Consider the following 20,957-nt stretch of genomic DNA (forward strand, 5'->3'; position numbering starts at 1 on the left):
TCAGCTCGCCAGCATCGTAAGAGACACAAACCGTGTGGCTATGGGGAGCTTATGCGCAGCAAGCCGCATTGCCTCTTTAGCCGTTGCCTCAGTCACCCCTTCCATCTCACACAGGATACGGCCAGGCTTGACGACCGCCACCCATCCTTCCGGCGCACCCTTTCCCTTACCCATCCGGGTCTCCGCCGGCTTTTTCGTAATGGGTTTATCCGGGAAGATTCGGATCCACACCTTGCCTCCCCGCTTGACATGATGGGTGATCGCTCGCCGGGCGGCCTCGATCTGGCGGTTGGTAATCCAGGCAGCTTCCAGAGCCTTCAGACCAAACGCGCCAAACGCTAACGTCGATCCCCGGATGGCGAGTCCGGATCGCCGACCACGGTGTTGTTTCCTGAATTTAACTCGCTTAGGTATCAGCATCGCGTTCTAGCTCTGCACCGGGGTAAGCCCCTTCGGCCGCCGCTGGCGGTCTTGAGGTGCCTCGCGTTCCGGTTGGGCCGCCACAGTCTCAGGAGTTGCTTCCCCATGATACACCCAACACTTGACCCCGATCAGCCCATACGTAGTCTTAGCCTGAGTGAACCCGAAGTCGATGTCGGCTCGCATGGTACTCAATGGCATCCGACCCTCGCGATATCGCTCTTTGCGGGCAATCTCTGCTCCAGCCAACCGCCCGGCGCATACAATCTGCACCCCCTGAGCGCCTAGCCGCATTGAGGATTGCACCGTCTTTTTCATGGCTCGCCTGTAGGCTACCCGGCGCAACAATTGAGAAGCGACCTGCTCGGCGATCAGCTGGGCGTCCAACTCCGCCCTTCGAACTTCGACGATATCCAACTGAATCGGCTTTTTAGACATACCGGAGAGGGCCACTTTCAGCTTGTCGACCTCAGAACCCTTCTTGCCGATAATAATACCGGGCCTCGCGGTATGTATTATAATGCGAATCTGATCAGCCTTCCGCTCGATATCGATCCCGGACACGCCAGCGTGATAGACGCGCTCCTTGATGAAGCTCCGGAATTTGAGGTCTTCATGCAAAGCATCTGCATACCCCTTCGTGGCAAACCACCTGGACCGCCATGGCTTGATGAAGCCCAGCCGAAATCCTATAGGGTGTACCTTCTGTCCCATTACGCCTCCGCCATCCTGCTCAAACTAAGCCTCACTGGAGTATGGTAGATCCTATCCTTTCGTAAGGATGGAGTCATCGGGCAGATTCCTTCTCCGTGAGGACGATAGTGATGTGGCTACTTCGCTTCCTTATGGTATTTGCCCGTCCCATGGCGCGAGGCCGCATCCGCTTCGTGGTCGGACCCTGATTCACAAAGGCCTCCTTCACAAACAATCGATCAACGTTCTTCGCTCCATGGTTATGCTGCGCATTCGCCAGCGCCGACTTGAGAATCTTCTCCACAACCTTGGCGGCATACTTTTTCGTAAACTTCATGGTGTTGAGGGCCTGATTAATGCCGCACCCGCGAACTAGGTCAACGACCAGCCTCGCCTTACGTGCCGGGATCCCGATGAATCGGCCAACTGCGCGACATTCCATGATCGATACTACCCCCTTATTTTAGCGCAGAAGAACGCGCCGTATGCGACCCGTGCCCACGGAAGGTTCTAGTTGGAGAAAACTCCCCAAGCTTGTGCCCAACCATGTTCTCGCTAATGTAGATCGGGATAAATTTCTTGCCGTTATGAATCGCCAGCGTGTGGCCAACGAACTCAGGAAGGATGACAGACCGCCTCGACCAGGACTTGACGATCTTCTTCTCCCTACCGTCGTTCATCGCCTCGATCTTTTTAAGTAGCTTAGGATCCACGTACGGACCCTTTTTTAGTGACCGTGCCACGCTAACCTCCGTGAATAGTTTCGAACTTCAGGTTTCTAGATCGAGCAGCCTTGCACGCCTAACTAGGAGCTCGAAACGTGCAATGCTAATCTTTTTTTCTGCGCTTCAAGATAAAGCGATCCGATGCTTTTCTCTTCTTCCTGGTTTTTCGCTCTAGCTTCCCCCATGGACTACAGGGATGGCGACCACCGGAGGATTTCCCTTCGCCACCGCCCATCGGGTGGTCATGAGGGTTCATGGCCACTCCACGAACTGACGGCCTGACCCCAAGCCATCGGGACCGACCAGCCTTCCCTAACGAGACTTTCTCGTAGTCCAGGTTCCCTACCTGACCAATAACCGCCATACAATCAAGACTGATCCGACGTACCTCCCCAGAGGGAAGTTTCACCAAGCCGTAGTTACCCTCTTTAGCTAAAAATTGCACGCCGGATCCAGCGCTTCTAGCCAGTTGAGCTCCCTTGCCGGGCTTCAACTCAAGGTTATGAAGCGTCATGCCGACTGGAATCTTGCGTAATGGGAGGGCGTTGCCGATCTTGACATCAGCATCGCGACCGGACATCACCTGCTCACCGACCTGAAGGCCAAGCGGCCCAACGATGTACCGCTTCTCCCCATCCGCGTAGTGCAGGAGAGCTATTCGCGCAGAACGGTTCGGATCGTACTCAATCGACGCCACCTTTGCGGGGACCCCGGTTTTGTCACGCTTGAAATCGATGAGGCGATACTGACGTTTGTGTCCACCCCCACGATGCCGAACAGTGATCCTACCAGCACTGTTTCGTCCCCCGCCCTTGACGAGCGGACGGAGAAGCGCCTTCTCCGGGGTAGCTTTAGTCACATCGTCGTACGTCAGAACCGTCTGGAAGCGCCTGCCTGCGGATGTCGGCTTGTATGCTCTGATCGGCATCTATACTCCCTCGAAGAACTCGATGCTTTCCCCGACTTTCAGGGTTGCCACCGCCTTCTTCCAACTTGGTGTCTGACCGACAAAGCGGCCTACCCGCTTCTTTTTGCCGTTGACGTTGAGCGTCCGCACAGACAGTACCTTTACCCGAAACAGCGATTCGACCGCACGCTTGATTTCGATTTTATTCGCACCTCGGGCTACCTCGAAGAGGTACTGGTTGCTGTGCTCCTTCAAATCTGTCCCCTTCTCAGTGATAAGAGGACGACGGATAATCTGGTATGGCTCTTTCATGGCTTCCACGCCTCTTCTACCACGCTCACCGCATTCTTGGTCATGATAAGGACATCATGCCTCAGGATATCATACACGTTCAGCCCCTGGGTCGGTAAAAGCGTGAGATAGGGCAGATTGCGGCACGACATGGATGTCGCATCATCTCGCTGAACTCGTTCTGTGATGATCAGGGCTCGCCCAGCAACACCCAACTTCTCCAGCAGCGTCTTGAATGCCTTGGTGCTTGGCTCCTCCAGCGAGAGACTCTCCAACACCATAAACTGCCCGGCCCGGACCTTATCAGAAAGGGCAGCACGAAGCGCGGCAGCCCGCACCTGTCGCGGCACTGCGTAGCTATAGCTCCGAGGCTTGGGACCGAACACGGTCCCTCCGCCGCGCCACAAGGGTGATCGACTCGATCCAGCCCGAGCCCGCCCTGTCCCCTTTTGCTTCCAAGGTTTTTTCCCGCCCCCGCGAACATCAGACCGCGTGCGGGTTGAAGCGGTCCCCTGACGCCGATTCGCGAGTTGCATCTTGACGACGTCGTGCAGGAGCTGCGGCACCGCAGCAGCATCGAAAATCGCCTCATCAAGGGCGAAATCCGCCATTTTCAGACCATTCGTATCTAAAGCCTGGACCATGACTGCCATCGCCTTAGCCTCGCTTGCTGATCGTGACCAGGCCACCTGCCGGCCCAGGTACTGCACCGCGAACCAACAACAGGTTCTGCTCTGGAATAACCTTCACCACCTTGAGCCCTTTGACGGTCATCGTATCGGTACCCATCCGTCCTGGCATATGGTGTCCCCTGAAGACGCGCGACGGAAAGGACGATGCGCCGATTGAGCCTGGTGCTCGATGGAACATAGAGCCATGGGTCGCAGGACCGCCTCGATACCCCCACCGCTTGACCCCGCCCTGAAACCCTTTGCCCTTTGTGATACCAGTAACTCGGACTTTCTCTCCCTGCTCGAAGAGGCCCACGGTCAATATCTGGCCAATAGAATAATTCGAATCCTCCGTGGGCTCCAGTCTAAACTCCCTCAGATACTTCTGCGGAGCGACTTTGGCCTTGTCGAAGTAGCCCTTGAGAGGCTTAGTGACGTTCTGGGCCTTGCGTTCCGCCTGATAGCCGATCTGAACCGCCTCATAGCCGTTGGTGCTGATGGTCCTTCGCTGCACCACTGGACACGGACCCACCTCGATGATAGTAACCGAGACGGCAACACCACTTTCGTCGAATAGTTGCGTCATTCCGACCTTTTTGCCAAGCAATCCTATGCTCATATCAAATAGCCTTTAGCATTCAGCCGTCAGCTTTCAGCTAGAAGCTGAGTGCTGATAGCTGATAGCTGTTAGAGCTTAATCTCGACATCGACGCCGGCAGGCAGATCGAGTCGCATGAGGGCGTCTACAGTCTGGGGCTGCGCATCCAGGATATCCATCAGGCGAATATGCGTCCGAATCTCGAACTGTTCGCGAGATTTCTTATCGATGTGAGGTGAGCGTAAGACCGTAAACCGACTAATTTTTGTCGGTAGCGGAATGGGCCCAGACACCCTTGCACCCGTTCGTTGCGCCGTACTGACAATCTCCCTGGCCGACTGGTCAAGGATTCGATGATCATAGGCCTTCAGCCTAATTCGTATTCGCTGATTTTCCATCTTTACCAATTCTACCCCCTACTCCACGACCTCGCTCACCACGCCGGCCCCAACAGTGCGGCCCCCCTCGCGGATTGCGAAACGCAGCTCCTTCTCCATGGCGATCGGCTGGATCAATTCGACCGTGAGGCTCACGTTATCCCCCGGCATGACCATCTCGGTTCCTGCTGGGAGCGTGCAGACGCCGGTCACGTCTGTCGTTCGAAAGTAGAACTGGGGCCGATAGCCGTTGAAGAAGGGGGTGTGACGGCCACCTTCTTCCTTGGTGAGGATGTACGCCTCGGCCTTAAAGCGCAAGTGGGGCGGGATGGAGCCAGGCTTCGCCACCACTTGGCCACGCTCGACTTCCTCGCGCTTGGTCCCCCGCAGCAGGAGCCCGACGTTGTCCCCCGCCTGGCCCTGGTCGAGGAGCTTGCGGAACATCTCGACGCCGGTCACCACGGTCCGCTGGGTGTCCCGGATGCCGACGAGCTCGACCTCGTCTGATACCTTGATGATGCCGCGCTCAATACGGCCGGTGACAACGGTCCCGCGCCCGGAGATCGAGAAGACGTCCTCGATAGGCATCAGGAACGGCTTGTCAAGGACCCGGACGGGCATGGGGAAGAAGCTGTCCACGGCGTCCATGAGCTCGAAGATGGGTGCGGCGTCGGGGTCGGTCCGCAGCCCGCTGCCGGTCTCCAGCGCTTTTAGTGCGCTGCCGCGGATGATTGGGGTCTCGTCCCCGGGGAAGTTGTAGAGCGTCAGCAGCTCACGGACCTCCAGCTCGACGAGCTCGATCAGTTCGGGGTCATCGACCAGGTCGACCTTATTCAGGAAGACGACGAGGTTCGGAACGTTGACCTGACGAGCGAGGAGGATGTGCTCACGCGTCTGGGGCATGGGCCCCTCGGAGGCGGCGACGACCAGGATCGCGCCATCCATCTGGGCGGCGCCGGTGATCATGTTCTTGATGTAGTCGGCGTGGCCGGGGCAGTCGACATGGGCGTAGTGACGCTTGGCCGTCTCGTACTCGACGTGGGCGATGTTGATGGTGATCCCCCGCTCCTTCTCCTCCGGTGCCTTGTCGATCTGGTCGAAGGGGACGAAGGCGACCTTCGCGTTCGCCGCGTGCAGGACCTTCGTGATCGCCGCGGTCAGGGTGGTCTTCCCGTGGTCGATGTGCCCGATGGTCCCGATGTTCATGTGCTCTTTCGTCCGCTCAAACTTAGCCTTGCCCATAGTCAACTCCTTTAGATGCGAAACCGAATCCGATTACCGTCCGCCGTGTCGTCCACCCATACGGGCCACAATCTCCCCAGCAATACTGGCGGGGACCGGTTCGTAGCGTGAAAACTGCATCGAGTGGGCGGCCCGACCCTGGGTCGCTGAACGGAGGTCAGTGGCGTACCCAAACATCTCGGAGAGCGGTACGTCCGCTTGAATCACCTGGGCGACAGATCTAGCCTCAATCCCAATCACCCGACCACGACGCGAGTTCAGATTACCGATAACCTCACCCAGGAAGGCCTCCGGCGTAGAGACATCGACTCGCATAATCGGTTCCAGCAGAACCGGCTTCGCGCGCCTGGTCCCCTCTTTGAAAGCCATTGAGCCTGCGATCTTAAACGACATCTCCGAGGAGTCGACCTCGTGATACGATCCGTCAAAGAGGGTAACCTTCAAATCAATGACGGGGTAGCCGGCCACCACCCCGGTATGCAATGCCTCCTTAACACCCTTCTCCACCGCGGAGATATACTCTTTGGGCACGACGCCACCAACAATCTTATTGACAAATTCAAATCCCGATTGAGCGGTGGAGGGTTCCACTTTGAGCCAGACGTGTCCGTACTGTCCACGCCCACCGGTTTGCCGCACATACTTACCCTCAGCCTCGGCAGTGGTCGTCACGGTTTCACGATAGGCAACCTCTGGCTTGCCGACATTGGCCTCAACTCGAAACTCCCGTTGGAGCCTGTCGACGATAATCTCGAGATGCAGCTCTCCCATTCCGGAGATGATCGTCTGGCCAGTCTCTTCGTCCGTGCTGGCGCGAAATGTCGGATCCTCATTAGCCAAAGCTTGAAGTCCCGTCGCGAGCCTATCTTGCCCTTCTTTCGTTTTCGGCTCAATGGCCACAGAGATCACCGGCTCAGGAAAAACGATCGATTCCAGAATAATCTGGTTGCCCTCATCGCACAGGGTGTCGCCCGTTTTGGCACCCTTGAGCCCTACGGCAGCCGCAATGTCACCGGCAAAGACCTCTTTGATCTCCTCGCGCTTGTTGGCATGCATTTGCAGCAGCCGTCCAATACGCTCCCGTGTGCCTCGCGTAGAGTTATACACGTGGCTCCCTGACGTGAGGGTGCCTGAGTAGACCCTGAAGAAGGCCAGTTGTCCCACATAGGGATCCGTCATGATCTTAAACACTAAGGCTGAGAAGGGGTCACTTATCTTCGGGACCCGGACCACAGACTTTGTGCGCGTCGAATCAAGACCTTCGATGGGCGGTAGGTCGATCGGGGACGGGAGATAGTCTACCACGGCATCGAGTAATAGCTGGACACCCTTGTTCTTGAACGAGGCGCCAGCAAGAACCGGGACCAGCAGGAGCTTGAGCGCCGCGCCACGAATCGCGGTTTTGATCTCCTCCGGTCCAACCGCGAGACCATCCACATAGCGGACGAGGAAGCTATCGTCCACTTCAGCGATGGTCTCCAGCATCCGCTCGCGAGCAGCATGAGCCAGTGAGCGCATCTCCTCAGAGATTTCATCCTCCCTGTAGTTCGCCCCTAGAGCCTCATCGTCCCAGATCACCGCCTTCATCCGGATCAGGTCTACGACACCCTCGAAATGATCCTCACTACCAATGGGAAGCTGCACAACCAATGGAACAGCCCCCAGACGCTCAGCGATCATTCGAACGCACATATCAAAATTAGCCCCCATCCGATCCATCTTATTGATGAAGGCGATCCGGGGAACACCGTACTTGTCTGCTTGATGCCACACCGTCTCAGACTGGGGCTCCACGCCGGCCACCGCGTCGAAGAGGGCCACCGCCCCATCCAGCACTCGAAGCGATCGCTCAACCTCAACCGTAAAATCGACGTGTCCGGGCGTGTCGATGATATTGATGCGATGGTCCCGCCAGAAGCAGGTGGTGGTGGCTGAGGTGATCGTTATTCCACGCTCACGCTCCTGCTCCATCCAGTCCATCTCGGTGGACCCCTCGTGCACCTCTCCGATCTTATACGTCCTGCCGGTATAGTACAGGATCCGCTCGGTGGTAGTAGTCTTCCCGGCGTCAATGTGCGCCATAATTCCGATGTTTCTGACCGTATCTATTGGATATATATCAGGCATCTTGATGTTCCGACTTTCGGGTTTTGAGTCCCGAGTTTCGGGTGTCGGGTTCCGAGCGGCGCATGCCGACCCGAAACTCTAAACGTGAAACTCGAAACTGGTGATTACCAGCGATAATGGGCAAACGCCTTATTCGCTTCCGCCATCTTGTGCGTATCTTCCTTCTTCTTCACCGAGCTTCCCCGGTTAGCCGCAGCTTCAATCAACTCGGCAGCGAGCCGCTCTGCCATCGTCTTCTCTGTGCGCTTTCTGGAGAAGCCAATGATCCAACGAAACGCCAGGGAGTTCCGTCGCTCCGCTCGGACCTCCACCGGTACCTGATAGGTCGCACCCCCTACCCGACGCGACTTAACTTCAAGTACTGGTTTGACGTTGTCAACGGCCTGCTTGAACATTCGCAACGGGTCGGTTTTAGCCCGATCCTCAATGATCTTCATTGACCCGTAGACAATCGACTCGGCAACGCTTTTCTTGCCTTGAACCATCATGCTATTGATAAACTTCGTAACCATTCGGTTACTATAAACAGGATCAGCGAGGGTCTCTCGTTTCTCAATTACTTTTCGTCTGGGCATTGCGCGCTCTCCGAAATAGTTGGTCGTCCACGTAACCGGAAAATCAAAATCGGCGCTTCAGGCAAGGTGCGTGAAGAGCCGATCTCTCTTCAATACCGAAGGTCGTTAACTGATCTTTGGTCTCTTGGCGCCGTAAAGTGATCGGCCCTGTTTGCGATCCTGGACTCCCGCCGTATCAAGAGCACCACGAATCACGTGATAGCGGACGCCCGGCAGATCCTTGACACGACCTCCCCTGATCAGAATAATGGAGTGCTCCTGCAGATTGTGCCCGACTCCCGGAATATACGTTGTCACCTCAATTCCATTACTGAGGCGAACCCTGGTCACCTTTCGAAGGGCCGAATTCGGTTTCTTTGGGGTGGTCGTATAGACACGAATGCATACCCCGCGTCGCTGGGGACATCCCTGTAACGCCGGCGTCTTGGCCTTCTTGACGGCTGCGGCTCGACCCTTACGAACTAACTGGTGAATGGTGGGCACCGATTCCTCCCTCTCTATGGCAATCTCGTTATTATACAGACTCGCTGTCTATTGTCAAGCCCTTTCATTACTTATTTTAATTATCAAGCGACGCATCCAGCTCGTCCGGTCCCCGGTCAACTGCCACAATCGCCCCCGTTAAGGCCGCCTTCGACAACGCCACCTCAGGTGTGGAAATCGTCGTGTCTCTGTACCACCTCATCCCTGTGCCAGCCGGAATCAGTCGCCCCATGATGACGTTCTCTTTCAGGCCACGCAATTCATCCCTCGCCCCATTGATGGCTGCCTCTGTCAAGACCTTAGTGGTTTCCTGAAACGAGGCGGCAGAGATGAAACTGTCAGTGGAGAGTGACGCCTTCGTAATGCCTAAGAGAAGAGGCTTAGCGGTGGCAGCGGCCCCGCCTGAGGCCATTGCGCGATGGTTCTCCTCTAGGAAAGTAGCCTTATCAACATGCTCGCCGATCAAGAAGTGAGTATCTCCAGACGCCTCGACCAGCACCCGCTTGAGCATCTGCCTGACGATTACCTCAATATGCTTGTCGTTGATCTGTACCCCCTGGAGCCGGTAGACTTCCTGGATTTCATTTACCAGATACTTCTGCAGTTCCTGTTCGCCCAACACGTCCAGGATATCGTGCGGGTTTATGGGGCCGTCCATAAAGGGCTCGCCAGCCTTGACTTCATCCCCCTCCAGCACATTGATATGCCGACGTCGCGGAATCAAGTATTCTCTGGGCACGCCGTGCTCGTCCCTGACGGAAAGCTTACGCATGCCCTTGGCGATGCCACCCAATTCTACATGACCGTTGATCTCGGAGATGACAGCAGCATCCTTTGGCCTGCGTGCCTCGAATAGCTCAGCCACCCGTGGGAGACCACCCGTGATGTCCTTGGTTTTCATCGTCTCCCGCGGGATCCTCGACACACTGTCTCCAGCCGACACCATCTGCCCCTCGCTCACCATGATGTGAGCGCTGACAGGCAGCAGGCAGCGGAAGACGGTCGCGCCATGCTCGTCCTTAATCGAGACCCGAGGCTGCAAGTCCTCCCGTCCGTGCTCCACTACGACCCGCTGAGATAGGCCGGTGACCTCATCCACTTCCTCCCTGATGGTCACCCCCTCGACGACATCCCGAAAGTGCACCATTCCACCGTGTTCTGTCAAGATCGCGTTCGTAAAGGGATCCCACTCCATCAACACCTGCCCAGCTTTCACTGTCGCGCCATCCTCCACTTTCAGGTGAGCACCGTAGACTGCAGGGTAGCTTTCTTTCTTGCGGCCCTTCTCATCGATGACGCTGATCGTACCATTCCGGTTCATCACCACGTAGTCGCCCTTGGGGGCCTTAACCGTACGCAGGCTCGTGAACCTGACGATCCCCGTTCCCTTGCATTCGAGAGTACTCTGCTCGACAGAACGGCTCGCAGTACCCCCTATGTGGAAAGTTCGCATGGTCAACTGGGTCCCAGGCTCACCGATAGACTGCGCCGCTATGACACCGCACGCCTCTCCCAATTCCACCAGCCTGCCGGTAGCAAGGTTGCGGCCGTAGCACCTGATGCAGATACCTCGTCGCGCCTCGCAGGTAAGGACCGAGCGAATTTTGACCCTATCGAGGCCGGCATTTTCGATATTGCTGGCCAGCACCTCCACGATCTCCTGATTGGCCTCTACCAACACCTCTCCCGTGAAGGGATCAAGAATTTCATCCAGGGCTACCCGACCGAGGATTCGATCACGCAGGGGCTGGATGATCTCGCCCCCTTCGATGAGGGGGGTGACCCATATCCCGTTGGGCGTACCGCAATCCATCTCGGCCACGATGACATCCTGCGCCACGTCTACCAATCGGCGAGTGAGATAGCCGGAATCGGCCGTCTTCAGGGCCGTATCTGCCAGGCCCTTTCGCGCCCCGTGAGTTGAGATAAAGTACTGAAGAACAGTGAGCCCCTCCCGGAAGTTCGCGGTGATTGGGGTCTCGATGATCTCTCCGGAGGGTTTGGCCATCAAGCCGCGCATGCCTGCCAACTGCCTGATCTGCTGCCGGCTGCCTCTCGCGCCAGAGTCGGCCATCATGAAGACCGGGTTGAATTCCCCCTTCTCCTCAGCCTCGATCTCTCGGAACATCTCGTCCGACACGCGTTCGGTTACGTGGGTCCAGATGTCGATAATCTTATTGTAACGCTCGCCTTTGGTGATCAGACCATCCTGATATTCACCATCGATCTTGACGATCTCCTTATGGGCATCGTCGATCAACGCGCCTTTGGTAGATGGAATATGCATGTCGTCGATGCCAATCGAGATGCCGGCGAGCGTGGCGTATCTGAACCCGAGGTCCTTCAGGTTGTCCAGAAGCTTTACTGTTTCCACATTCCCGAGAAGGTAGTGGCACTGCGCAACGAGACGGGTCAACTCCCGTCTATTCATCTCCTGGTTGATGAACCGGAGCGTCTCCGGCAAGTGCTCATTGAAGATGCAGCGCCCCACGGTGGTCTCAATCATTTCGCCTTCGAAGCGGACCTTGACCCTGGCCAGCAAACCCACTTCCTCGGCATCATAGGCCGCCCTGACCTCGTCCATATCGGAGAACACATGGCCCTCGCCCTTCTCGCCAGACCTGCTCCGAGTCAGGTAGTAGCAACCCAGCACGATATCCTGGCTTGGGGTAACGACAGGCAAACCGTTTGCCGGAGAAAGGATATTATGGGAAGCCAACATCAGCACCGAGGCTTCAATCTGGGCCTCCGGCGACAGAGGCACATGGACGGCCATCTGGTCACCGTCAAAGTCAGCATTGAAGGCCGCGCAGACCAGGGGATGAATCTTGATCGCTTCGCCTTCCACCAGTACGGGTTCAAAGGCCTGCACGCCCAGCCGATGCAGCGTCGGGGCACGGTTCAGGAGGACCGGGTGCTCGTGAATCACCTCCTCCAGGGCATCCCATACCTCAGGCTTACCCTTTTCTACCAGCTTCTTGGCACTCTTGATGGTGGTGACAACGCCGTCCTTGAGTAGCTTCCTGAAGATGAAGGGTTTGAATAGCTCAAGAGCCATCTTCTTTGGCAGACCACACTGGTGCAGCTTCAATTCGGGTCCCACCACGATCACCGATCGCCCGGAATAGTCCACCCTTTTCCCGAGTAGGTTCTGGCGGAAGCGCCCCTGCTTTCCCTTCAGCATTTCAGAAAGGGACTTGAGCGGACGGTTATTCTGCCCCTTCAGCGCGCGGCCACGACGGCCATTATCGAACAGAGCGTCAACTGCTTCTTGCAGCATCCGCTTCTCGTTACGGACGATGATATCAGGCGCCCGGAGTTCAATGAGACGCCTGAGTCGGTTGTTGCGATTGATTACTCGTCGATAGAGATCGTTCAGATCCGATGTGGCAAAACGCCCCCCGTCAAGGGGGACCAGCGGCCGAAGCTCAGGTGGCAGGACTGGAATCGCGTCCAGAATCATCCACTCCGGTCGATTGCCGGAATTGATGAAGGCCTCCACGATTCGCAGCCGCTTAGTGGCCTTCTTACGGCCCTGTTGAGAGGTCTCCAGGGGCATTTGCGCGTGGAGCTCTTCCGCCAGTTCGCGAAGGTTCAGCCGCTTCAACAGATCCCGAATAGCCGCTGCGCCCATCCCCGCCTTAAAGCCGTCCCCGTACTCTTCATATGCCAGGCGATGTTGATCCTCGGTCAAGAGCTGTTTCAAGGAGAGGGGAGTCTTGCCCGGGTTCAACACAACATACGCTTCGAAGTAGAGGACCCTCTCCAGATCTCGGAGGGATATATCAAGGAGATAGCCGATTCGACTTGGAACGCCTTTATAAAACCAGACGTGGACCACCGGTGAGACCAGCTCGATGTGGCCCAGCCGCTGTCGTCGCGCTTTACTCCTGATCACCTCCACGCCGCACTTGTCGCAGACAACCCCCTTATGCTTGATGCCCTTATACTTACCGCAGTTGCACTCCCAATCCTTTGTCGGACCGAAGATCTTAGAACAGAAGAGCCCGTCTCGCTCCGGCTTAAACGTCCGGTAGTTAATGGTCTCCGGTTTTCTCACCTCTCCGAAGGACCACGACCGAATCTTCTCTGGCGAAGCTAGTCCGATCCGGATGGCTTTGAAACTGGTGGGATCAATGGTCTTTTCATCGTAGAACCCGAAAAACTTATCCAACGCTATTACCTCCGCCCGAGAACGGCTCTCAGCTATTAGCTGACAGCTGATCGCTGTCTTTCAGGGGCTACTCTTTTTTCAGCTCGACATCCAGCGCAAGGCTTTGTAGCTCCTTGACCAGGACGTTGAAAGATTCCGGGAGTCCAGGCTCGAGGGTACAGTCGCCCCTGACAATCGACTCGTACATCTTGGTTCGCCCCACCACATCGTCTGACTTCACGGTCAGGATCTCTTGCAGGATATGGGCGGCCCCGTACGCCTCCAGAGCCCACACCTCCATCTCTCCAAATCGCTGTCCGCCGAATTGAGCCTTGCCCCCCAGGGGCTGCTGAGTGATCAACGAGTAGGGCCCAATGGAGCGAGCATGAATTTTGTCATCCACGAGATGGGCCAGCTTCATAATGTAGATATAGCCAACCGTCACCTCCTGATGGAACGGCTTCCCGGTTCGTCCGTCATAAAGAACGGTCTTCCCCGTAACAGGGAGACCAGCTCGCTTGAGCCAGACCTTGATCTCCTTCTCCGTAGCTCCATCAAAGACCGGTGAGGCGACCCGCAGCCCCAAGGCCCTGGCCGCCCAGCCCAGGTGGGTCTCTAGAACCTGGCCCACGTTCATCCTGGAAGGCACGCCCAGAGGATTCAGGACCACCTCGACAGGCGTCCCATCAGGTAGATAGGGCATATCCTCTTCGGGTAGAATCTTCGCGATAACGCCCTTATTCCCATGTCGACCAGCCATCTTATCGCCGACAGAGAGCTTTCGCTTCATGGCCACGTAGACCTTGACCATCTTGAAGACCCCAGGGGCGAGCTCATCACCTCGGGTCACTCTGCTGACTCGCTCATCCAAGAGCGTCTGCAAGACGTGGACCTGGTTATCGGACGCGTCACCGATCCTACTCGCCTTCCGACCCAACTCTTCGTCTAATCGCCCTGCGAGATCCACCATGTCCTCATGGGACAGCGCATCCAGGGTCTCGCCGGTCAACTTCTTGTCCTTGGCAACCATAACCTTACGCGTGAGCCTGCTCCGGACCTCCTTACTGACACTCAGGCCATCGAGAAGGGATCGCAGCTTCCTATCCCGATCTGCAGCGATGATACTGATCTCGTCTTCGAAGTCCTTGCGGAGTCGGCTAACCTCTTCGTCCTCGATCGACTTGGCCCGCTCGTCCTTCTCGATCCCTTTTCGGGAGAAGACCTTCACATCGACGACGGTACCGCTAATCCCAGGCGGGACATAGAGCGAGGCGTCCCGTACATCCTCGGCCTTCTCGCCAAAGATAGCTCGCAACAGTCGCTCTTCTGGGGTGAGCACGGTTTCACCTTTGGGGGTGACCTTCCCAACCAGGATATCCCCGGGCTTCACCTCGGCTCCAATCCGGACGATCCCACTCTCGTCGAGATCTTTGAGCGCGTCCTCGCCCACGTTCGGGGTGTCTCGCGTGATCTCCTCCTTCCCCAGCTTGGTCTCGCGAGCTTCGATCTCGAACTCCTCGATGTGGATGGAGGTAAAGCGGTCTTCCTTGATGAGCCGCTCGCTTATCAGGATTGCATCCTCAAAGTTATACCCACCCCATACCATGAAGGCCGTCAGGACATTCTGCCCGAGCGCCAGTTCGCCGTTCTGGGTAGCCGGACCATCGGCGATCACCTGGCCCTTGGCGATCCGATCGCCCTTACTCACAATCGGCTTCTGCGTGATACAGGTATTCTGGTTGCTACGGCGAAACTTTATCAGGGTGTAGATGTCTACTCCTGAATCGTCCCCGCCGTCGTCACCTTTGCCGTCCGAGGAGCGGACGATGATTCGGTCAGCGGTTACCGATTCGACGATCCCTCCACGCTGGGCCACCACGACCGCCCCAGAGTCCTTCGCCGCAGGATATTCCATCCCGGTTCCGACTACTGGAGCCTCCGGCCGCAGGAGGGGGACTGCCTGACGTTGCATGTTGGCGCCCATCAGGGCACGATTGGCGTCATCGTGTTCGAGGAATGGGACAAGCGAAGTGGACACTCCAACAAGTTGTTTCGGAGCGACATCCATATACTCGACATTGGCTGGGGGAACCGTGACAAAGTTACCTCCGGATCGTGCCGAGACCCGATCTGACGTGAAACGTCCCCGTCCGTCCACCTCTGCGTTGGCCTGTGCGATAGTGTACTTCTCCTCTTCATCGGCCGTCAGGTACTCGATCTCGTCGGTCACGGCCATACCCCGGACCTTGCGATAAGGCGTCTCGATGAAGCCAAAATCGTTGACGCGGGCATAGGTAGAGAGACTGGCGATAAGCCCAACGTTGGGGCCTTCCGGCGTTTCGATGGGACACATCCGACCGTAGTGTGTCGGGTGCACGTCCCGGACCTCGAACCCTGCCCGCTCCCGCGATAGCCCTCCAGGACCTAAGGCTGACAGCCGCCGCTTATGGGTCAGCTCAGCTAGCGGATTGGTCTGGTCCATGAACTGGGAGAGCTGGGAGCTGCCGAAGAACTCCTTCAGCGCTGCCGTGACCGGCTTGGCGTTCACCAGATCGTGCGGCATCAGGGTCTCCAGCTCCTGTGTACTCATTCGCTCTCGGACCGCCCGCTCCATTCGAGCCAATCCGACCCGGAACTGTTCTTCCAGGAGCTCCCCAGCCGACCGAATCCGGCGATTGCCCAGATGGTCGATGTCATCTACGGAGGTCCCGGCCTCCCCGTGCTTCAGCCTGAGTAGGTACCGGATAGTCTCCACGATATCGTCTACCTGGCCCATCCGCCCTTCCATACCGGCAGGCCGATATCGGCGGCACATGAGGGTATGAACCTCAAGCGGCACCTCAAGGCCAAGCTTGCGATTGATCTTCAGGCGCCCGACTTTGGAAAGATCGTAGCGCTTCGGATTAAAGAAGATAGTTTCGAGGAACGCCTTGGTCGCTCCCTCGTTCGGCGGATCGCCCGGTCGCATTCTTCGATAAATCTCAGTCAGGCCATCCTTTTCAGAGCGAGTCGAGTCCCGAATAATGTTCTCCCGAATCTCGAACATATCCTGACCCGCGCGGCTGGCAAGCACGGAGAAGCTGCTCAGTTCGCTTTTGAGGACCTGCTCCAGCACTTCTTCTGTGATCTCCTGCGCACATTCAAGGATTACCTCGCCGCTCTTTGTGTCCACAATGTCAGCGGCTGCAAATCGGCCGATGAGATCTTCTTTATACAGTGGTACTTCCGTAATCTTCAAAGCCTGCAGTCGCTTCTGGGCCACCTTCGTGATTCGCTTGGTCGCCCCAAGAATCAGTTGCTTACTGTGAGGATCGGAAATATCCTTGTTCACCCGAAAGCTGGTCGCGCCAGGTGAACCCACAGGAATCAGGAAATCCTTCCCCTCCTCTACGCGCAATACATCCCGCTCATAGAATAGGTTCAGGATCTCCTCATTAGTCCCGTAGCCGATCGCCCGCAGCAGGATCGAGGCTAGAAACTTTCGTCTTCGGTCCACCCGGACATGGAGCACATCGCTCGAATCAAACTCGAATTCCAGCCACGAGCCTCGATATGGGATGAGGCGAGCAGAGTAGAGGATCTTGCCGCTCGGGTGAGTCTTACCGTTGTCATGGTCGAAGAAGACCCCCGGTGAGCGGTGGAGTTGGCTGACCACCACCCGCTCGGTCCCATTGATAATGAAGGTACCCTGCGGCGTCATCAAGGGCATCTCCCCCAAGTAGACCTCTTGCTCTTTAATGTCCCTGATGCTGCTGGCCTCGGAACTGACTGGCTTATCCCAGACGATCAGGCGAAGGGTCACCTTGATCGGAACGGAGTAAGTCATCCCCTTCTCCAGGGATTCCTCTGCGCCGTACTTGGGCACCCCGAACTCGTACTTAACAAAACCCAGGGACGCTGAATTGTCGTAATTGAAAATCGGGAAGATGCTGGCGAAAGCCCCTTGAAGGCCGATCTCCTCCCGCGCGTGCGGAGGAACCTTCATTTGCAGGAACTGATCGAAGGACCGTCGCTGGATCTCAATCAGATTGGGGATAGAGATCACCTCTTTGATTTTGCTAAAACTCCAGCGCTCGGCTGCCACGCTCTTCTTTGCGAGGGCCATACGTCCTTGACTCCTTTTCTTCCTGCTTTATTTAAGTTCTGCGGTCGCGCCAGTCGCCTCGATCTTCGCTTTGATCGCTTCCGCCTCAGCCTTTGATAGTCCTTCCTTTACCGCCTTAGGAGCGCCCTCGACCAGGTCCTTTGCCTCTTTCAGACCAAGGCCGGTGATTGCCCTCACCTCCTTGATCACCTGGATCTTCTTTTCCCCCACAGAAGCGAGGATGACCGAGAATTCCGTCTTTTCCTCAGTTGGTGCCGCTGCAGCAGCGGAAGCCCCTCCTGGACCTACCGCCATCGCAGGCATCATCGCCGCAGCGGAAATGCCAAACTTTTCCTCAATCCCTTTCACCAGCTTGTTGAGGTCCAAGACACTCCACTGCTCAATCGAGTCTAATACGTCATCAGCTGTGACCTTTGCCATCGTCAATCCTCTCCTTGGCTACGTAGTAACACGTGTGTCGACGATGCCCAAGCCGCTCCAGGGCCAGGGCCGGTTCTTTACTCTTTCTGTTGTCTCACCGCCTCCAGAACCATCAGGAGCGAACGAAGCGGCCCAGAAAGTACAGTCACGAGGCCGCGAAGGGGGGATTGCAGAATACCAGCGAGCCTGGCCGCAAGCACCTCACGTGGAGGGAGATCAGCAAGCGCCATTACCTCTTGGCTAACCAGCACTCTTCCCTCTGCGAAACCGGCTTTGATTTGGAAGGTCGATTTCGTCTTGATGAAAGAGGCTAAGAGCTTAGCAGGCGCGGTAGGATCACCTTTCCCGTGGACAATCGCTGTCGGGCCAACGAGGTAAGGCTTTAGCTCCTGGAGTTCCGTCCCCGTGACGGCCAATCTGGCGAGAGTATTCTTAACGACCCGGAGAGCCATCCCCTGTTGGCGGAGCATTTTTCTCAGTTCAGTCAAATCGCTTACACTGAGCCCCCGAGGATCTGCCAATATGGCTACAGTCGCCCCTGCTAGCCCAGTCTTGAGTTCATCAACTACCGTTGCCTTTTCCGTCTGCTTCACTGTCCCCTCCCTGCAAGACAAGGTGGCTTCCCTAGCTCTTTGCCAACCCCACCAAGGTGTCAAGCTCCACCTTTATACCCGGTCCCATTGTTGACGATATGGTGACCCCATTAAGGTATCGACCCTTGCTGGAGGCCGGCTTGGCCCGGAGCAACGCCTCCAGCAAAGCCACGGCATTCTCACGGAGCTGGTCCGCCGTAAAGGAGGCCTTACCGAAAGGCGCATGCACGATCCCTGCCTTCTCCGTGCGATACTCAATCTTTCCGCCCTTAAACTCCCTGACCGCTTTTCCAACATCGAAGGTGACGGTGCCGGTCTTAGGGTTGGGCATCAATCCCCGAGGTCCGAGAACCTTTCCGAGGCGTCCCACCAGACCCATGACGTTCGGGGTAGCAATTGCCCGATCGAACTCAAGCCATCCCTGTTGAATCTTCTCTATCAGGTCTTCACAGCCAACATAATCAGCGCCAGCCTCACGCGCATCCTTCTCTTGTTCGCCCTTCATGAAGACCAGCACCCGAACACTCTTCCCTGTGCCATGAGGCAACACGACCGTGCCCCTCACCATCTGATCGGCATGCTTCGGATCAACCCCCAGGCAGACAGCGATTTCCATGGTCTCATCAAACTTCGCGCCGGCATTCGACTTTACTGCCTCTATCGCCTTAGCCAAGTCGCATGCACCAACCCGTGTCACTGCCTCAGTAGCCACCCCATAGCGCTTTCCAGCTTTCGACATATCCCACCCCTGAAAGAAAGGGTATAGGGTAGAGGGTGCAGGGTATAGAGGAGATGAAGCGGATCGCGTTCCCCTTATAAACCCTAGACCCTAGACCCTCAACCCTGTTCTTAGACTACATCAATCCCCATAGTCCTCGCCGTTCCCTCGATAATCCTGACAGCCGACTCAAGTGATAGCGCATTCAAGTCCGGCATCTTCGTTCGCGCAATCTCTTCCACCTGCATCCTGGTCACCTTGCCTACCTTCGTACGGTTCGGTTCCTTAGAGGCCTTCGCGATCCCAACGGCCTGCTTTAACAGGATTGCTGCAGGGGGGGTCTTGGTGATGAAAGTGAAGGACCGGTCCGCGTAGATAGTGATGACAACAGGGATCACCAGGCCCTCTTCCGATGCTGTCAGTGCATTAAAGGCCTTACAGAACTCCATGATGTTGACGCCGTGCTGTCCGAGTGCAGGGCCGACCGGCGGCGCTGGGTTGGCCTTACCGGCTGGGACCTGAAGTTTTACGATCGCTGTAACTTTTTTCGCCATAAAGACCTCAAATGCAGAAGCTGTTAGCTGCTAGCTGTGAGCTGTTCTTTCAGACCTTTTCAACCTGTAGGAACTCAAGGTCCACCGGGGTCGGCCTTCCGAAGATGCTGACCATAACCTTTAGCCGCCCCTTTTCGGGCTTAACCTCATCAACGAGGCCAGTGAAGTTGGCGAACGGACCGTCGATAACTCGAACACTTTCCCCACGCAGGAACATGACCCTATGTTTGGGTCGCTCAGCCCCCTCCTCTACCTGCTGCAGGATGGCTTGCACCTGTTCCTCTGGAACTGGAGTTGGTTGCGTAGCCGGGCCAACAAAGCCAGTCACTTTCGGGGTATTCTTGACGAGATACCAAATATCCTCCGACATTTCTGCCTTGATCAGAACGTACCCTGGAAGGAATTTCCGCGAGGAAACCGTTCGTTTCCCCTTCTTGAGCTCGACCACGTCTTCAGTGGGAATAACGACCTGGGAGATCTTGTCAGCTAGCCCCATGGCGGCAGCCCGCTGCTCAATGCTTCCCTTCACCTTATTCTCAAAACCCGAATACGTATGGATTACATACCAACTTTGCGGCATAGTTTGACCTGCTGGCATCAGCTACTCCTGGCTACCTGACTACCAAAGTGAGCAGCCATTGCAATATGACGTCAATACCTCCAAGAAAGAACGAGACAATAATAACCGACACGATGACTACGACAGTAGAGCCCACAACCTCTTTCCTTGTGGGCCAATGGACCTTTTTCAGCTCAGTCCTGACCTCTTGTAAGAATTGAACCAACTGCTGCCATCGTTCCATCATCGTCGTTTTTCTGCTCCTCCAACTCTCCGACTTCGGCGGAAATCTCTCTCTAGCGCCAAAGACCTTACACGTAAACCTGTGATCTTCGGAGGGTGAACCTGATGCCACCGACCCGCTGCCGAAAATTTGCTCCCTCGAACTGTGAAAGATCCTCACGCCATCACATGGCAGGCCAGGAGGGATTTGAACCCCCAACACCCGGATTTGGAGTCCGGTGCTCTGCCGTTAGAGCTACTGGCCTCTGAAAGGTTTCGGGTTCCGGGTTCCGGGTTTCGGGTTCCGGGTCGCTCCAGATTCCGTCATCAACGCGAAACTCGAAACGCGAAACTCGAGACTGTTTACTTTGCTTCCTTATGGGCGGTGTGCTTGCGACACCAACGACAGTACTTACTCAGTTCGAGTCTATCAGGGGTATTCTGTTTACTCTTCGTCGTTGTGTAATTCCGCCTCTTGCAATCACCGCAGGCTAATGTAATTATCTCACGCATCGATGCTCCGT

22 protein-coding genes and 1 tRNA gene are annotated in these 20,957 nt (G+C 56.4%); all 23 read right to left on the reverse strand.

Features of this window, described 5'->3' with window-relative positions; all coding sequences use genetic code 11:
• The 23 genes from rplP to rpmG all read right to left on the reverse strand — a co-directional run bounded on the left by rplP (position 1) and on the right by rpmG (position 20,946).
• A complete protein-coding gene (rplP, locus tag CLG94_RS08085) occupies positions 1-420 on the reverse strand; it encodes a 50S ribosomal protein L16 (RefSeq protein WP_107562452.1) in 420 nt (139 codons plus the stop codon).
• 6 nt (positions 421-426) lie between these two features.
• A complete protein-coding gene (gene rpsC / locus CLG94_RS08090) occupies positions 427-1,134 on the reverse strand; it encodes a 30S ribosomal protein S3 (protein ID WP_107562454.1) in 708 nt (235 codons plus the stop codon).
• A gap of 73 nt (positions 1,135-1,207) precedes the next feature.
• Positions 1,208-1,555 carry a 50S ribosomal protein L22 gene (rplV, locus tag CLG94_RS08095; protein ID WP_107562455.1) on the reverse strand — a complete coding sequence of 116 codons (348 nt, stop codon included), beginning with the start codon at positions 1,553-1,555 and terminating at the stop codon, positions 1,208-1,210.
• Positions 1,556-1,571: 16 nt separating this feature from the next.
• Entirely contained in the window at positions 1,572-1,856 is a 285-nt protein-coding gene (gene rpsS / locus CLG94_RS08100) for a 30S ribosomal protein S19 (protein WP_107562457.1), read from the reverse strand.
• Positions 1,857-1,941: 85 nt separating this feature from the next.
• On the reverse strand, positions 1,942-2,766 hold the full coding sequence (rplB, locus tag CLG94_RS08105) for a 50S ribosomal protein L2 (RefSeq protein ID WP_107562459.1): 825 nt from the start codon (positions 2,764-2,766) through the stop codon (positions 1,942-1,944).
• Positions 2,767-3,057, reverse strand: coding sequence for a 50S ribosomal protein L23 (locus tag CLG94_RS08110; protein WP_107562461.1), 291 nt, complete (start codon positions 3,055-3,057; stop codon positions 2,767-2,769).
• Complete coding sequence (rplD, locus tag CLG94_RS08115; protein ID WP_107562463.1) at positions 3,054-3,689, reverse strand: 50S ribosomal protein L4; 636 nt, start codon at positions 3,687-3,689, stop codon at positions 3,054-3,056. The genes CLG94_RS08110 and rplD overlap by 4 nt, the downstream gene beginning before the upstream one ends.
• A gap of 4 nt (positions 3,690-3,693) precedes the next feature.
• The gene (rplC, locus tag CLG94_RS08120) at positions 3,694-4,326 is read right to left on the reverse strand and encodes a 50S ribosomal protein L3 (protein ID WP_107562464.1); all 633 of its coding nucleotides are present in this window, start codon (positions 4,324-4,326) and stop codon (positions 3,694-3,696) included.
• A 68-nt stretch (positions 4,327-4,394) separates the two neighbouring features.
• Complete coding sequence (gene rpsJ / locus CLG94_RS08125; RefSeq protein ID WP_018129900.1) at positions 4,395-4,703, reverse strand: 30S ribosomal protein S10; 309 nt, start codon at positions 4,701-4,703, stop codon at positions 4,395-4,397.
• 18 nt (positions 4,704-4,721) lie between these two features.
• Positions 4,722-5,924 carry an elongation factor Tu gene (tuf, locus tag CLG94_RS08130; RefSeq protein ID WP_107562466.1) on the reverse strand — a complete coding sequence of 401 codons (1,203 nt, stop codon included), beginning with the start codon at positions 5,922-5,924 and terminating at the stop codon, positions 4,722-4,724.
• 33 nt (positions 5,925-5,957) lie between these two features.
• Positions 5,958-8,051, reverse strand: a complete 2,094-nt coding sequence (gene fusA, locus CLG94_RS08135) for an elongation factor G (protein WP_107562468.1) — start codon at positions 8,049-8,051, stop codon at positions 5,958-5,960.
• Positions 8,052-8,155: 104 nt separating this feature from the next.
• Entirely contained in the window at positions 8,156-8,626 is a 471-nt protein-coding gene (gene rpsG, locus CLG94_RS08140; RefSeq protein WP_107562470.1) for a 30S ribosomal protein S7, read from the reverse strand.
• Positions 8,627-8,731: 105 nt separating this feature from the next.
• Positions 8,732-9,109 (reverse strand): 30S ribosomal protein S12, encoded by a 378-nt coding sequence (gene rpsL, locus CLG94_RS08145; RefSeq protein WP_107562472.1) that lies wholly within the window; start codon positions 9,107-9,109, stop codon positions 8,732-8,734.
• 76 nt (positions 9,110-9,185) lie between these two features.
• Entirely contained in the window at positions 9,186-13,283 is a 4,098-nt protein-coding gene (rpoC, locus tag CLG94_RS08150; RefSeq protein WP_107562474.1) for a DNA-directed RNA polymerase subunit beta', read from the reverse strand.
• 67 nt (positions 13,284-13,350) lie between these two features.
• Positions 13,351-17,367 (reverse strand): DNA-directed RNA polymerase subunit beta, encoded by a 4,017-nt coding sequence (rpoB, locus tag CLG94_RS08155; protein ID WP_107562476.1) that lies wholly within the window; start codon positions 17,365-17,367, stop codon positions 13,351-13,353.
• Positions 17,368-17,394: 27 nt separating this feature from the next.
• Entirely contained in the window at positions 17,395-17,787 is a 393-nt protein-coding gene (gene rplL, locus CLG94_RS08160) for a 50S ribosomal protein L7/L12 (RefSeq protein WP_107562478.1), read from the reverse strand.
• 77 nt (positions 17,788-17,864) lie between these two features.
• Positions 17,865-18,380 carry a 50S ribosomal protein L10 gene (rplJ, locus tag CLG94_RS08165; protein ID WP_161954089.1) on the reverse strand — a complete coding sequence of 172 codons (516 nt, stop codon included), beginning with the start codon at positions 18,378-18,380 and terminating at the stop codon, positions 17,865-17,867.
• A 31-nt stretch (positions 18,381-18,411) separates the two neighbouring features.
• Positions 18,412-19,119: a 50S ribosomal protein L1 gene (rplA, locus tag CLG94_RS08170; protein WP_107562482.1), complete on the reverse strand. Its 708-nt coding sequence runs from the start codon at positions 19,117-19,119 to the stop codon at positions 18,412-18,414.
• 110 nt (positions 19,120-19,229) lie between these two features.
• Entirely contained in the window at positions 19,230-19,652 is a 423-nt protein-coding gene (rplK, locus tag CLG94_RS08175) for a 50S ribosomal protein L11 (RefSeq protein WP_107562483.1), read from the reverse strand.
• 49 nt (positions 19,653-19,701) lie between these two features.
• On the reverse strand, positions 19,702-20,232 hold the full coding sequence (nusG, locus tag CLG94_RS08180; RefSeq protein WP_107562834.1) for a transcription termination/antitermination protein NusG: 531 nt from the start codon (positions 20,230-20,232) through the stop codon (positions 19,702-19,704).
• Between the two features lie 31 nt (positions 20,233-20,263).
• Positions 20,264-20,458, reverse strand: a complete 195-nt coding sequence (gene secE, locus CLG94_RS08185; RefSeq protein ID WP_107562485.1) for a preprotein translocase subunit SecE — start codon at positions 20,456-20,458, stop codon at positions 20,264-20,266.
• 165 nt (positions 20,459-20,623) lie between these two features.
• Positions 20,624-20,699, reverse strand: a tRNA-Trp gene (locus CLG94_RS08190).
• A 97-nt stretch (positions 20,700-20,796) separates the two neighbouring features.
• Positions 20,797-20,946: a 50S ribosomal protein L33 gene (rpmG, locus tag CLG94_RS08195; RefSeq protein ID WP_107562487.1), complete on the reverse strand. Its 150-nt coding sequence runs from the start codon at positions 20,944-20,946 to the stop codon at positions 20,797-20,799.
• Positions 20,947-20,957: the final 11 nt, after the last annotated feature.

Source organism: Candidatus Methylomirabilis limnetica, assembly GCF_003044035.1.
GTDB classification, from domain to species: Bacteria; Methylomirabilota; Methylomirabilia; order Methylomirabilales; family Methylomirabilaceae; genus Methylomirabilis; species Methylomirabilis limnetica.